Source organism: Chryseomicrobium excrementi, from assembly GCF_002798305.1.
GTDB classification, from domain to species: Bacteria; Bacillota; Bacilli; order Bacillales_A; family Planococcaceae; genus Chryseomicrobium; species Chryseomicrobium excrementi.
Map to the genome: position 1 here is coordinate 12,149 of NZ_PCGR01000007.1, position 13,198 is coordinate 25,346.

The window sequence follows — 13,198 nt, forward strand, 5'->3', positions numbered from 1 at the left end:
TTATGATAAATCTTCGCAACCTTGATAGATTAGTTCAAACAACTCTTCAAGATCCTCTTCTTCTACGCAGCTAAACGCTACACGAATATCTGTCTGGTTGTTCGAAATCACACCAACACCATACGTATCTAATAGGTGAAGACGCAGTTTCTCCGCATCCAACGTGTGAAGCTTCAAGCACATGAAGTACCCTGAGTTGAACGGGTAGTATTCCCAGTGCTTGTTGTATTTCTCGTTTGCCAGCAATTCTTTCGTCTTCACTGCGCGGCCTTTCATGATATCAAACTTCTGTTGTTTCTCCACTGCAAATTCAGGAGATGTCAGAGATTCTAAAATCATCGTCTGAGAAATGTGCGCGCCGCTTGAGATGGTCCCGCGGATGATGCCTTTTGTTTTTTGTTCTAATGCATGGAGAGTCTTTGCTCCCGCTGCATATGTGATAAACCCAACTCGAAGTCCCCATACATAATTCTCTTTCGTCGCTCCGTCCACTTTTACAGGAAGGATGCGATCATGGATTCCTGCTAGGCGTCCAAACAGAGATTCTGTGATGGAATCTTCATAGAACAGCCCAAAGTATGCGTCATCTAATACGACAATCAGATTTAAGCCTGCTTGTGCTGCTTCTTTTAATACCTCAACGATTTCGTTCGCTTCGTCTTCACGAGGTGTGTAACCGGTTGGGTTGTTCGGGAAGTTCAACAAGACGATAGCTTTCCCAGTCTGTTGTGATAAGGAATTTCGAAGACCTGCTGTGTCAAAGCGCGTGTTGTCTGCAAACAATGGGAATGTGACGATTTTTCCACCACGTCGAACACCAAATACCGTGTTGTAGTTCCCCCAGTAATGATTAGGTACGACCAGTGCATCGCCCTCGTCCATAAACAAGTCTGCTACGATACTTAATCCGTGCGTCAAAGCATTCGTGACAACAGGTTTACCAATAGACTTCCCAACCATAGACGGATTGTCTTGATACAACTTCTCAAGCCACGCATCACGAAGTGCCGGTTTTCCTTGAGGTGGTGCGTACGGGTAGACGTCTTTTGGAGCGTATTCGATCTTGTCTTGAATATGTTTGAAATGCATCGGTTGGCCATTTTCTGTAGCGATACCAATCGTTGCATTGAACTTATGTGCTTTTTCAGATGCTTCTGCGGACTGGCTTAAAATCCCTTTTGGATAAAATAAGTTTTGTCCGAGCTTAGAAAGCATCTCATATACATAAGGGCTTTCTTGTTGTATGTCTTGGTTCAGTTGCTCTGCTAATGGATTCACAATAACGGACCTCCTGCGTTTTTCTATATTGTACGCTATTTACTCTAAAAATTCTTTGTCTAATTCCAAAAAGATTGGACAGTGGTCGCTCCCCATCGTCTCCGGGTGCATGCCAGCCTCTTGAATCGCGGGAGCTAATTTCTCCGATACGATGAAGTAATCGATACGCCACCCAATATTGCGCTCACGTACTTTGGCCATGTAGCTCCACCATGTATAGTGGCCTTCAGCCGATGGATGTAAGTAGCGGAATGTATCGACAAACCCGTTCTCTAACAAACGCGTCATCTTTTCTCGTTCTTCAAACGTGAAGCCGGAGTTCCCGATATTGGATTTCGCATTGCGAATATCGATTTCTTGATGCGCGACGTTCAAATCTCCCGTATAGATGACGGGTTTCGTTAAGTTAAGCAGTGTCAGATACGAATACATTCGGTCTTCCCACTCTAGTCGGTACGGAAGTCGCGACAGGTCTCGCTTCGCATTTGGTATGTAGGTGTTGACGACATAAAAGTTCGGATACTCGAGCGTGATGATGCGACCTTCTGCTTCGTCTAGATTTTCCCCCAGTCCATAGTGGACTGAAAGTGGCTTGTGCTTCGTAAAGATGGCCGTTCCGGAATACCCCTTCTTCTCCGCGTCATTCCAGAATTGATAATAGCCCGGAAGTTCTAAGTCGAGCTGCCCTTGTTGCATTTTCGTTTCTTGTATACAAAAGAAGTCTGCATCCTGTGCGTGAAAATAGTCCAGCCAGCCTTTTTTGACGCAAGCTCGTATGCCGTTGACGTTCCATGAGATGAATTTCATGCTGTACCCTCCTCTAAGTCCGCATTCAGTTTACCATAAAAAAAGGACTCGCTAGGCGAGTCACGTGTTCCTTCTAATTTATTCGTTTCGAGTAAGCGGCATCGTACAGCACCGGAACGATCCACCAGACTTGATGATTTCACTAAAGTCGATTTCAATCACATCAAACCCGTTTGAACGAAGCTTGTCATTGACTAGTGTGTTTTGAGGAAGACTGATGATTTTATTGTTTCCAATCGCCAAAACATTCGTCCCCATAGCGAATTGCTCATCTTTCTCTACAGCCATCAATGTATAGTGTTTCTTTAATATGTTGCGAGCTTCTTGAGAGAGTGCGTCCGGATAAATAAGCGCATGTGTCGGAGAAACGATAGTGAATACGCAATCTAGATGGAGGCAAGACGCATCAAATGGAACTCGAATCACTTCGTAGCCAGGCAGCTGCTTCTCTAAGAAATTAATCGCATCGTGATTCGTTCGGTGGCTGACACCGACAAATACCCGATTTCCATCGACGACCACATCTCCCCCTTCAATAGATCCTGCTGTCATCTTTTGAAATGGAATCCCTTTCGTGCCGACCCATTCTCGCAAGACTTTCTCTTCACCTTGTCGAATTGGACTGGCCATCTCTGAAATAAATACTCTTGTGCCAATCGTGAAACCGATATCTCGAGTGAAGACTTGTTCCGGAAATTCTGATTTAGCCGGTAGCGAAATCACTTCGATGCCTTCTTGTTTCAATGTATCCGTAAATGCTTTATGTTGTTTCAATGCTTTCGTGACGTCTATATTGTCTTCTGCATAGCGTTTTTGAACGGTATTGATTACTTCTTCGATTTTCATATAGGTTGGTTCACATACAATGACTTGACTGAGCGTATCATATTCGGTCGTGCATCCATTCCATTGAATCTCATGCTGTTCAAGTCCCATCTTGTCGCCACCTTTTCGCTTCTTTTATATGAGTACTATTTCCTCTTTTAGTAGTCCTAAACTTTTTTTGGAAGCTTTTTGGTTTTTTCATGAAGTATTAGGGAATCAGAATGCAAAAGAAGATGAAGGGACTGTTCAGATGATTGTCGCTAAACAAACATTACTGACGAAGGAAGATGTGGAGACTCGAACGGATTTGCCTGCTTGGTTTAAAAAAGAATTTCAAACATTTGAGAACACGGTCACCGACAAAACATTTCCGTGTTATTTTGGACGCACTGGCCACTTGAGAGGCGAACTACGTTACGCGTACATTGAACAGAAAGACTGGTCGAACGCAGCTAGTGCCTTAAAAGACTTTTTGGCTTTATTCGAAAATCCAAAGCACAAGCGTCATGGACTCTTTTTATTTGTAGAGCCGTTTGAGGTACAGCAGTCGTTAGAAGCTTACCGTCAACAATTTTGGGACATCCTGCAGTACCTTCACCAGGTTGATGATGTCGAGTGGCCAGAAGAAGCTCCAAAAGATCCAGACCATTATTTATGGGATTTCCGTTATGCAGGGCAGCCAGTCTTTGCATTCGGGAATACTCCCGCTTACAAGCAGCGGAAGACACGTGACCTTGGCAATGCGATGGTCATTGGATTCCAGCCGCGTCTCATTTTCCAAGGACTTGAAGGAACTGAAAAAGGCGGCATCATGTCTCGTGAAAAAGTGCGCGAGCGCGTCGAGGCGTGGGACAACCTCCCGAAGCATCCAGACATCAGCCACTTCGGTGATCCAACACACAACGAATGGAAACAGTTCTTCATCGGAGACGATAGTGAACCGATTAAAGGCAAGTGTCCTTTCCAACATAAAGCGCTCTAACAAAAAAGAGGATCCACACGATTTCCGTGTGAATCCTCTTTTTCTGTTGAGCGACTGATTACATCATGCCGCCCATTCCACCCATGCCGCCCATATCTGGCATACCGCCAGCTGGTTCTGGGATGTCTGCAACAACCGCTTCTGTTGTTAAGAATAGAGAAGCTACAGAAGCTGCGTTTTGTAGTGCTGAACGAGTTACTTTCGTTGGATCGACAATACCTGCGTCCATCATGTTGACCCACTCGCCTGTTGCTGCGTTGAAACCGATGCCGATTTCTTCGCGCTTCAAGCGGTCCACAACGATAGAACCTTCAAGGCCTGCATTCGTTGCGATTTGACGCACTGGCTCTTCAAGAGCACGTAATACGATGCGAACTCCAGTTGCTACGTCGCCTTCAACTGTTTCCACAGTCTCAGCTACTTTGTTGTAGACGTTCACTAGAGCTGTACCACCACCGGATACGATACCTTCTTCAACAGCTGCACGAGTTGCGTTTAGAGCATCTTCAATGCGAAGCTTGCGCTCTTTTAATTCTGTTTCAGTTGCTGCTCCGACTTTGATTACTGCAACACCGCCAGCAAGTTTTGCTAAGCGTTCTTGTAGTTTTTCTTTGTCGAACTCAGAAGTGGTTTCTTCTAATTGAGCACGGATCTGGTTTACGCGACCTGCGATGCGGTCTGAGTCTCCAGCCCCTTCAACGATTGTCGTGTTTTCTTTTGTAACAACGACTTTCGCTGCGCGACCAAGTTGTGTGATGTTTGCTGATTTCAGATCAAGACCTAGGTCTTCTGTGATCACTTCAGCACCTGTTAATGTTGCGATATCTTCAAGCATTGCTTTACGACGGTCACCAAAACCAGGAGCTTTAACTGCTACTGCGTTGAATGTTCCGCGTAATTTGTTTACTACTAGAGTTGCTAATGCTTCGCCTTCTACGTCTTCAGAGATCAATAGAAGTGGTTTTGATTGTTGTACCACTTGTTCAAGAACTGGTAAGATTTCTTGGATGCTTGCAATCTTCTTGTCAGTTACTAAGATGTATGGATTTTCAAGAACTGCTTCCATCTTGTCAGAATCCGTCACCATGTATGGAGATGCGTAGCCGCGGTCAAATTGCATACCTTCTACTACGTCTAGCTCTGTCGTGAAGCCTTTTGATTCTTCGATTGTGATGACACCGTCGTTACCCACGCGTTCCATAGCTTCTGCGATCAATTCGCCGACTTCGTTGTCACCAGAAGAGATAGATGCCACTTGTGCAATCGAGTCTTTGCCTTCGATTTCTTTAGAAATCGTTTTAAGTTCTGTAATAGCTGCTGCTACCGCTTTGTCGATTCCTTTACGGATACCTACTGGGTTAGCTCCAGCTGTAACGTTTTTCAAACCTTCACGAATCATAGCTTGAGCTAGAACCGTTGCTGTTGTTGTACCGTCACCAGCGATGTCATTTGTTTTAGAAGCCACTTCTGCTACAAGCTTAGCTCCCATGTTTTCAAATGCATCTTCAAGCTCGATGTCTTTTGCAATCGTCACACCATCGTTTGTGATCAGTGGTGAACCAAATTTCTTTTCAAGTACTACGTTACGCCCCTTAGGTCCAAGCGTTACTTTTACTGCATCTGCTAATTTATCTACACCACGAAGCATTGCGCTGCGTGCATCTTCGCTAAATTTAATTTCTTTTGCCATAATTGATGTTCCTCCTTGTTATTGGATTACCGCTAAAATATCAGACTCACGAACAATCAGTAGTTCTTTGCCGTCATACTTCACATCTGTTCCCGCATATTTGGAGTACAGAACACGATCCCCAACTTGCACATCTAATTCAGCACGTGTGCCGTTATCAAGGACGCGACCATTACCGACCGCAAGTACTTTTCCTTCTTGTGGCTTTTCCTTTGCTGAGTCTGGAAGCACGATGCCAGAAGCTGTTTTTTCTTCTGCCTCGACAACTTCGATTACGATACGATCACCTAGTGGTTTTAACAATTGAAACGACCTCCCTGATAAATGGTTAGTAATTATTAGCACTCTCTCTCATCGAGTGCTAACACAATTCTTATGATAATAAAACACCTAATTGATTGCAAGCAGGAAGATGAATTTTTGGCTAATTTTTTTTCGTGCGGTACAATAAAGAAAGCATCTTTGATTTTGAAAGCTCAGAAAGGAATTTACCTACCTATGTCTCATCAAAAAATCGCCTTCTCTATATTGATCACGTATGTTCTCATGCAACTGTCTGGTGCAGTTGGACCTATCCCACTCGTCTTCTTGTTTGACCGTTTAGGTTATGCGGATCCAGAAATGCAAGCCGTCGGTTGGTGGATCTTCTCGAGTATGCTCGCAGCCGTCGTCATCTTCTTCTATTTCATTCGAAAAGATAAGACATTTTTAAAACCACTTGGCCCTAAGCCTTCTAGTACAGCAGGCGTTATCGGATGGGGAATCGTTGGCTTCTTCATGGTGCTCTTTGGTCAAGCATTAGCCGCCGGGATTGAGCAGTTGATCGGTATTGAGCCAGGTTCTGAGAACACGGCACTCTTTATTAAAATTGCTAAATCGGTTCCTGTAGTCGTATTTGCTATCGCCATCTTCGCTCCTATCTTAGAAGAAATCTTATTCCGTCGTATCTTATTCGGCATGCTGCTTCCAAAGACCAACTTCTTTATTGCGGCTTTAATCAGCTCTGTGATGTTTGGAATCATCCACTTTGAAATGAGCCACATCTTACTGTATTCAGTATCTGGATTTATATTCGCGTTTATCTACTATAAGACCAAGCGAATTGCCGCATCCATACTAGCTCATATGCTTCTCAACGGATTCGTCGTCCTAGTCCAGTTCTTCGCAGAAGACCTTCAAAAGTTTGCAGAACGTTATGGGCAAGTATTCATCACATTTTTTAACTAATGCAAAAAGCCATCCGCAGATGTGGATGGCTTTTCTTTATACTTGTTGCATGCGCTGTTGTTCTTCAAGCTTCCGTTTCGCTTCATCAGCCAAGTACTTCGATTTAGGTACCTGTGTATCAAACAATTCCAGCTATTCACTATCATTCACTTTATATGCAGGAAAAGTGCCTATATATCAAGATATTTAGCAAAAATATTTAATTGTAGTGAATAGTGCCGTGCACAGGTACCCTTTCACAAAAAATAAATATCGTGAAAATTTTATTCTCCTCTTGAACCTTACGTAGGGTAATGTTTTATAGTAAAGCTAGCTTACTTGTTCAAAAGGGGGGGGAATCGTTGTGCAAAATGCCATTGTTAAGGCATTAATTAAAGAAGAACAGATTCGTCTATATTTTATTGATAATTCCCAGTTGCTTCACGATATCTATGCCTTAAACCAGGAACTTCCTAAACCGCTTAAACTACTGTTAGGCAAAACGATATCAGCAATGAGCATACTCTCTGGTACGCTCAAAGGGAACCAGCGAATGAGCCTCCAGGTAACGTTGAGCAACACTCGCCATAAGATTTTTGCGGAAGCCGAAGCCAATGGAAATGTCAGAGGATACCTGAACGAGGAACTTTTGAGATCTTCTAATATAGAAGAAAAGTCTATGCAAGATTTGATTGGACCTTCTGGGATGATCCGTGTCATAAAGGGTTCTGAGATGAATCAATTCACCAGCATTACCGATATGCCAAATCAACATATCACGGATGATATCGCCAACTATATTGTGCAGAGTGATCAGACGCCGACCTATCTTTATTCCGACATTCAGTTGGATAAGGGAGGTTTCCTTCTTTCCAGCCATGCCCTATTTGCACAACTGCTTCCCAGTGCACCACCACATCTGCTTTCAGAAGTGAAAATGATTGTGAAAGCCAATCCGGATATTTTCAGTAAACTAAACGCTGAAGAAGCGAATGACAGCGAAGAAGTGTTAACCCAGTTGTTTGGGGATGCAAAAATTATTGGCCATAGCTCCAGTCAATTTTTCTGCGGATGCAGTAAAGAAATGTTCTATGGCATGCTATATTCATTGAGTGAAGAGGAAATCAAACGGAGCATTGAACGAAAGGAAGACATTGAAGCTCTTTGCCATATTTGCGGGAAAACCTACACGTTTGAGCAAAAGGAGATGCAGCAACTCTTCTAACTTCGAATTTCTCGGTTTAGTTGGTGAATAGAAATGTTGTTAAATGGAGGCTAAGCGAATGAAGGAACATTGGAAAGTCGGAGAAGTTGCGGAAATGGCGGGTTTAACGATTCGAACTTTACGCTATTACGATCAAATCTGTTTATTTTCACCTTCTCAGTATACGGAGTCAGGGCATCGGCTTTACACGAAAGCAGATTTGGTCCGTCTTCAGCCAATTTTGTCCTTAAAGCAGATGGGCATGTCGTTAGAAGAAATACAACTTCTGTTGTCTAATCCGGAGGAACAAACCGTTGCAGAGATTTTGCAAACCCAAATTTCCCGCGTCAAAAAAGAGATAGAGGTTCAGCAAAAACTAGTAGCAGAGCTGGAAAATGCGTTATCGGCTGCACGCAGCAATCGGACCATGTCGATTCCAGAACTTACTAAATTAATGGAGGCGCTGAAAATGAATAAGGAAAAATACTTTTCGAAGCAGCAATTGGATACCATGGAAAGCAGATATGAGAATGCTGATAAACAACTCTTAAAGCAGGCCGAGCAAGAATTTAACGATCTTATCAAGGAAATACGTTTGGAAAAAGAAAAAGGCGCTTCTCCTTCCGATGAAAAAGTACAAGATTTAGCGAACAAATGGAATGACATCGTGAATGCCTTTTCCGAAGACGATAAGACTTTCCGCAAGCAAGCCGAACATTTCCACGCCGAAAACCCAGGGAACGAACTGCAATATGAAATAGATGGCGAGCTATACCAATTTATCAATCAAGCTTTGAATCATAAGTGAATTTAAATGAAAGGAAGAGGAACAGCTGATAAGTTGGCTTCCCTCTTCCTTTCTTGTAATTTTAAAAGAAACTTCCGATAAATTCATGCTATGTAAAAGGGATCACCCGGAGTATGTCGCGTGTCGGGAAGTGCATCGACAATGCGCCTATCGAGAGCTTCTTTGGTCATTTCAAATGCGAGAGCCATGAATTGAAGAAGTACAAAAGTTATGAGGATCTGGTCGAGGACATCGATCGCTATATGCGATTCTATAACAAGGAACGCTATCAACAGAACTTAAACAACCTGGCACCGATAGAGTATCGATACCAGGTCGCAGCTTAGGTCCACCCTATTTTCTTTTTTTACTGTCTACTTGACAGGGTGCAGTTCAATGAAGGATGGCTTTCTTTATGCCTGTTGCATGCGCTGTTGTTCTTCAAGCTTCCGTTTTGCTTCAGCAGCCAAGTACTTCCGGTACCCCACCCTAGAAATCGCAATACTGATCTCGTAAAGAATGAATAATGGTACAGATGTAAATAGATGCGAAACGATGTCAGGTGGTGTAATGAACGCTGCAATGACGAACAATACAAAGTACGCCATCTTTCGAGCCTTCACTAACATTTGTGGATTCACTAACCCCAGTCGTGTTAAAAATAATAAGACGATTGGCAGCTGGAAAATCACGCCGAACGGAAGAGTGATTTGAAAAATAAAGTTAAAGTAGTCATTGATACTGATGATTTGGGTAATCCCCAGTTCACCTGCCAGTCCTGTCATAAAGGACATCAAATACGGGAACAACAAAAAGTACGAAAACGCCACGCCACCTAAAAACAATAGGAAGGCAAACGGAATGTAGCTCAGTGTTGCACGGCGCTCTGGTTCATGAAGTCCTGGACTTACAAATGCCCATAATTGATAGAAAATAACGGGCGACGTAAAGGTGAACGCTAGGAAGAGCACCACTTTTAAGTAAATTAAAAATGGGTCCATGACCTGTAACGCGTTTAATGTAATATTTTCAGCGGTTTCCGCGTTTTGAAGATAATTGATTAGTGGTTTGGCTAAAAAAAAGCTGCCAATCACAGCCACTGTTAAGAAAAGTACCATAACAAATAGCCGTTTTCGGAGCTCGTTTAAATGTTCCACCACTGTAAATTCATTTTTATTCATGAATGAACATCCTAACTTACTTAACGTCAGATTTCGGTGGATCTACTTTTTTCACGTCATCATCGTCGTCATCTGCTAAGCCTTTTGTAGCCGTTTTAAATTCACGAAGCGTAGAACCCATAGCTCGTCCTAGCTCAGGCAATTTTTTCGGCCCGAACAAAAGAAGTGCAACAATACCAATAACAATTAAGCTGATTGGACCTGCAGTCATTGCGGGCACCTCCTTAAGTAGTATGCCTTCATCTTACATCATTTGCTATCAATTTGCTATTTCTACACCAGGGCTAGATGTGACAGTTTTACGTCAACTATGATTTCGAATCAAATAGATAAGCGTTTGTAATTCTACAGACAAATCAATCGTCTGGACACGGATTGCTGGACTGACACTTAAACGGACTGGTGTAAAATTCAAGATTCCCTTGATGTCGGTAGACTCTAAACGAGTTGCCGTCTCTTGTGCTGTTCGACTTGGTACAGTCAAGATGCAAAGCTCCACACCGTACTCTGCGATTTTCTCTTCCAGTAAATCTGGGTGAAAAACGGGAATCCCTGATTTTTCTTCCCCTTCAGCTGATGCATGTGTGTCAAAGGCCACTACAATTTTTGTGTTGTGATTCTTTTGAAAATTGTAGTTGAGGAATGCCGTTCCTAAATTCCCTACTCCAATCAAAGCGACATTGGTAGCTTCATCTTGATCAAGTGTCTGACGGAAGAACTGAAGCAAGTGCTCCACATCATAGCCATAGCCTTTCTTGCCGAGCGCACCGAAATGAGAAAAGTCTCGGCGGATGGTTGCCGAATCAATGTTCATCGCATCGCTCAACTCTTGAGACGAGATTCGGGTCTGTCCTGCTTTATGGAAGTTCTGTAAAAACCGATAGTATAAAGGCAAGCGCTTTGTCGTCGCCTGCGGGATTTTGGATTTATCCACTGTCACGCCATTCGCCTCCTGTAAATCAGCTTTATCTTACACCGCTCCCGCCGTTCTGTAAAGCGGTCGCATTGCTCATCCAAGCGCTATCCAGTAAACTAAATAGAGAGAATTGAGGTGGAATCCATGATTGTATTACAGGTCCAAAATGTGACAAAATCCTTCGCAGGTGAAGAGGTTTTAATAAATTGTAAATTAGAAGTGAAAGAACGCGAACGCGTTGCACTCGTCGGTCGCAATGGAGCAGGAAAATCCACACTGTTGAAAATCATTGCTGGCGAGATGAGCTATGACTCTGGAAACATCGTGATTCCCAAAAATAAGACGTTTGGCTATTTGGAACAGCACTCCGGCCTTGATAGCCCCTTATCTATTTGGGATGAGATGATGACAGTCTTTGAACCTTTGAAGCAACAAGAGCGTCGACTCAGAGATCTTGAGCACCAAATGGCCGATCCGGCAGTCTACGAAGATGCGGAAGCTTATGAAAAAGTGACTCAAGACTATGATCAATTGCAGCTCGACTTTAAAGATGCAGGCGGCTTTCGCTACGAGAGTGACACGAGGTCTGTGCTTCACGGCTTGCAGTTTTATCCGGAAGACTATGACAAACCGGTTCAGTCGTTATCTGGTGGCCAGCGAACTCGTCTAGCACTTGCCAAGCAGCTATTGATCCAACCGGACTTGCTGCTTCTTGATGAGCCAACGAACCACTTAGATATCGAGACACTCGCCTTCCTTGAAAGTTATTTAAAGGGGTATCCTGGTGCTATCGTCATCGTTTCCCATGACCGGTATTTCTTAGACCAAGTGACAACACTCGTCTACGAGATCTCTCGTCGTAAAATTACGCGATATGTAGGGAATTACTCGGCGTATCTCGACCAGAAGGCGCTTGATTACGAGCGAGACGTCAAACAGTTTGAGCGAGAACAAGAAGAAAAGGCGAAGCTTGAAGATTTTATTAGCCGCAACCTTGCCCGTGCTTCCACAACAAAAATGGCTCAGTCTCGCAGAAAAGTGCTCGAGAAGACCGATTGGATGGATTCTCCTTCAGGTGATGAAAAGTCCGCAGCTTTTGGCTTTTCGATTGAACGCGAAAGCGGCAATGATGTGTTACGTCTTGATCAAGTTGCTATTGGCTATGATCAGAAGATGGTCTCAAAAGGCATTTCATTCCCTATTTATAAGAAAGACCGAATCGCTCTAATCGGCCCAAACGGAATCGGTAAATCAACACTCCTCAAAACAGTGATGAAGAAATCGTCTCTATTAGATGGACAGATCCTCTATGGAACGAACGTACAGTTCGGGTATTACGACCAAGATCAAGCCGACTTGAAATCAACGAAGACGGTTCTTCAAGAGCTGTGGGATGAATGGCCGCTTATGAACGAGCGCGATGTACGTACAGCACTCGGACGCTTCCTGTTTTCAGGTGACGATGTGTTAAAGCCCGTGTCTTCCCTGTCCGGTGGGGAGAAGGCCCGACTTGCCCTTGCTAAACTGATGTTATTGAAAGCCAATACGCTTGTACTCGACGAGCCTACCAATCATTTAGATCTTGATAGCAAAGAAGTGCTCGAGAATGCGTTAATTGATTTCCCAGGAACCCTGTTGTTCGTCTCGCACGACCGGTACTTTATTAACCGAATTGCTACGAAAGTAGTAGAGTTATCGCCAACAGGTAGTGAACTCTATTTAGGAGATTACGATTACTATTTAGAGAAGAAACAAGAAGAACTTGAGCTCAAGCAATTAGCTGCTGTAGAGAATCAAAGTACACGTGTATCGGAACCTATTGCTGCCACTACTCAAATTGACAAAAGTGCAAAAAAACGAGAGCGCCAAATCACGCGCAGAATCACAGAAATCGAAGAAGTGATGCACAAGCTGGAGACTCAGAAAAAGACGATCGAAGAGGAATTGTGTAAACCGGAGGTCTTTGGAAATCATGAGCAAGTTAGTGCGTTTAACTCCGAACTAGAAGCTCTTACTGATCAACATGATGAACTGTCTGTTGAATGGTTGGAACTGCAGGAAGAATTGGAAACATTATAGCAAGAGCCAGCATTCGTGCTGGTTCTTTTCTTTTCGACCCAATCCCCCTATATGTTGGTCAAGAGGCAATTTTAAAAAATTCTCTTCCACAGATTCATACACAGATGAAATGGCTTTAAATAAACTATCAACAGACTTATACACATTATCCACACGCAAAAATGGTAGTTATTCACACACCTAATGAATAATCCACCACAAGATGTTGTGTTATCCATAGTTACCCACAAGTTACTCACAGAT

Annotated in this window: 13 protein-coding genes and 1 pseudogene; 6 read left to right on the forward strand and 8 right to left on the reverse strand. The window is 43.3% G+C overall.

Annotation, left to right across the window (positions count from 1 at the left end):
• The 3 genes from CQS04_RS13295 to CQS04_RS13305 all read right to left on the reverse strand — a co-directional run bounded on the left by CQS04_RS13295 (nt 1) and on the right by CQS04_RS13305 (nt 3,021).
• Complete coding sequence (locus tag CQS04_RS13295) at nt 1–1,278, reverse strand: aminotransferase class I/II-fold pyridoxal phosphate-dependent enzyme (RefSeq protein WP_100354602.1); 1,278 nt, start codon at nt 1,276–1,278, stop codon at nt 1–3.
• Between the two features lie 39 nt (nt 1,279–1,317).
• Nucleotides 1,318–2,085: an exodeoxyribonuclease III gene (locus CQS04_RS13300; protein WP_100354603.1), complete on the reverse strand. Its 768-nt coding sequence runs from the start codon at nt 2,083–2,085 to the stop codon at nt 1,318–1,320.
• Between the two features lie 78 nt (nt 2,086–2,163).
• The gene (locus tag CQS04_RS13305) at nt 2,164–3,021 is read right to left on the reverse strand and encodes a dimethylarginine dimethylaminohydrolase family protein (RefSeq protein ID WP_100354604.1); all 858 of its coding nucleotides are present in this window, start codon (nt 3,019–3,021) and stop codon (nt 2,164–2,166) included.
• A 139-nt stretch (nt 3,022–3,160) separates the two neighbouring features.
• Between CQS04_RS13305 and CQS04_RS13310 the strand changes: the two genes are divergently transcribed.
• Nucleotides 3,161–3,892 (forward strand): YqcI/YcgG family protein, encoded by a 732-nt coding sequence (locus CQS04_RS13310; RefSeq protein ID WP_100354626.1) that lies wholly within the window; start codon nt 3,161–3,163, stop codon nt 3,890–3,892.
• 58 nt (nt 3,893–3,950) lie between these two features.
• Here CQS04_RS13310 and groL read toward each other — a convergent pair whose 3' ends face one another.
• The gene (gene groL / locus CQS04_RS13315; RefSeq protein WP_100354605.1) at nt 3,951–5,582 is read right to left on the reverse strand and encodes a chaperonin GroEL; all 1,632 of its coding nucleotides are present in this window, start codon (nt 5,580–5,582) and stop codon (nt 3,951–3,953) included.
• Between the two features lie 18 nt (nt 5,583–5,600).
• Complete coding sequence (gene groES, locus CQS04_RS13320) at nt 5,601–5,885, reverse strand: co-chaperone GroES (RefSeq protein ID WP_094942653.1); 285 nt, start codon at nt 5,883–5,885, stop codon at nt 5,601–5,603.
• A gap of 195 nt (nt 5,886–6,080) precedes the next feature.
• On the opposite strand from groES, the gene CQS04_RS13325 reads away from it, so the two are divergent.
• The 4 genes and pseudogenes from CQS04_RS13325 to CQS04_RS13340 form a co-directional block, all read left to right on the forward strand.
• Nucleotides 6,081–6,809: a CPBP family intramembrane glutamic endopeptidase gene (locus CQS04_RS13325; protein WP_100354627.1), complete on the forward strand. Its 729-nt coding sequence runs from the start codon at nt 6,081–6,083 to the stop codon at nt 6,807–6,809.
• A 343-nt stretch (nt 6,810–7,152) separates the two neighbouring features.
• Nucleotides 7,153–8,013 carry an Hsp33 family molecular chaperone HslO gene (locus CQS04_RS13330; protein ID WP_165775549.1) on the forward strand — a complete coding sequence of 287 codons (861 nt, stop codon included), beginning with the start codon at nt 7,153–7,155 and terminating at the stop codon, nt 8,011–8,013.
• Nucleotides 8,014–8,071: 58 nt separating this feature from the next.
• Complete coding sequence (locus tag CQS04_RS13335; protein ID WP_165775550.1) at nt 8,072–8,800, forward strand: MerR family transcriptional regulator; 729 nt, start codon at nt 8,072–8,074, stop codon at nt 8,798–8,800.
• A 101-nt stretch (nt 8,801–8,901) separates the two neighbouring features.
• Nucleotides 8,902–9,126 (forward strand): annotated as a pseudogene (locus CQS04_RS13340) (integrase core domain-containing protein); the annotation flags it as partial.
• 66 nt (nt 9,127–9,192) lie between these two features.
• Here CQS04_RS13340 and tatC read toward each other — a convergent pair.
• The 3 genes from tatC to CQS04_RS13355 form a co-directional block, all read right to left on the reverse strand.
• Complete coding sequence (tatC, locus tag CQS04_RS13345) at nt 9,193–9,960, reverse strand: twin-arginine translocase subunit TatC (protein WP_100354609.1); 768 nt, start codon at nt 9,958–9,960, stop codon at nt 9,193–9,195.
• Nucleotides 9,961–9,976: 16 nt separating this feature from the next.
• The gene (locus CQS04_RS13350) at nt 9,977–10,171 is read right to left on the reverse strand and encodes a twin-arginine translocase TatA/TatE family subunit (RefSeq protein WP_094942658.1); all 195 of its coding nucleotides are present in this window, start codon (nt 10,169–10,171) and stop codon (nt 9,977–9,979) included.
• Between the two features lie 93 nt (nt 10,172–10,264).
• The gene (locus CQS04_RS13355) at nt 10,265–10,894 is read right to left on the reverse strand and encodes a redox-sensing transcriptional repressor Rex (protein ID WP_425430250.1); all 630 of its coding nucleotides are present in this window, start codon (nt 10,892–10,894) and stop codon (nt 10,265–10,267) included.
• A 126-nt stretch (nt 10,895–11,020) separates the two neighbouring features.
• Here CQS04_RS13355 and CQS04_RS13360 point away from each other — a divergent pair, with 126 nt between their 5' ends.
• On the forward strand, nt 11,021–12,955 hold the full coding sequence (locus CQS04_RS13360; protein ID WP_100354611.1) for an ABC-F family ATP-binding cassette domain-containing protein: 1,935 nt from the start codon (nt 11,021–11,023) through the stop codon (nt 12,953–12,955).
• Nucleotides 12,956–13,198: the final 243 nt, after the last annotated feature.

Coding starts and splice junctions, on each gene's coding strand:
- groL (WP_100354605.1), bottom strand. CDS start 5,582: ATGGCAAAAGAAATTAAATTTAGCGAAGATGCACGCAGCGCAATGCTT.
- CQS04_RS13350 (WP_094942658.1), bottom strand. CDS start 10,171: ATGACTGCAGGTCCAATCAGCTTAATTGTTATTGGTATTGTTGCACTT.
- CQS04_RS13325 (WP_100354627.1), top strand. CDS start 6,081: ATGTCTCATCAAAAAATCGCCTTCTCTATATTGATCACGTATGTTCTC.
- tatC (WP_100354609.1), bottom strand. CDS start 9,960: ATGAATAAAAATGAATTTACAGTGGTGGAACATTTAAACGAGCTCCGA.
- CQS04_RS13305 (WP_100354604.1), bottom strand. CDS start 3,021: ATGGGACTTGAACAGCATGAGATTCAATGGAATGGATGCACGACCGAA.
- CQS04_RS13335 (WP_165775550.1), top strand. CDS start 8,072: ATGAAGGAACATTGGAAAGTCGGAGAAGTTGCGGAAATGGCGGGTTTA.
- CQS04_RS13300 (WP_100354603.1), bottom strand. CDS start 2,085: ATGAAATTCATCTCATGGAACGTCAACGGCATACGAGCTTGCGTCAAA.
- CQS04_RS13360 (WP_100354611.1), top strand. CDS start 11,021: ATGATTGTATTACAGGTCCAAAATGTGACAAAATCCTTCGCAGGTGAA.
- CQS04_RS13310 (WP_100354626.1), top strand. CDS start 3,161: ATGATTGTCGCTAAACAAACATTACTGACGAAGGAAGATGTGGAGACT.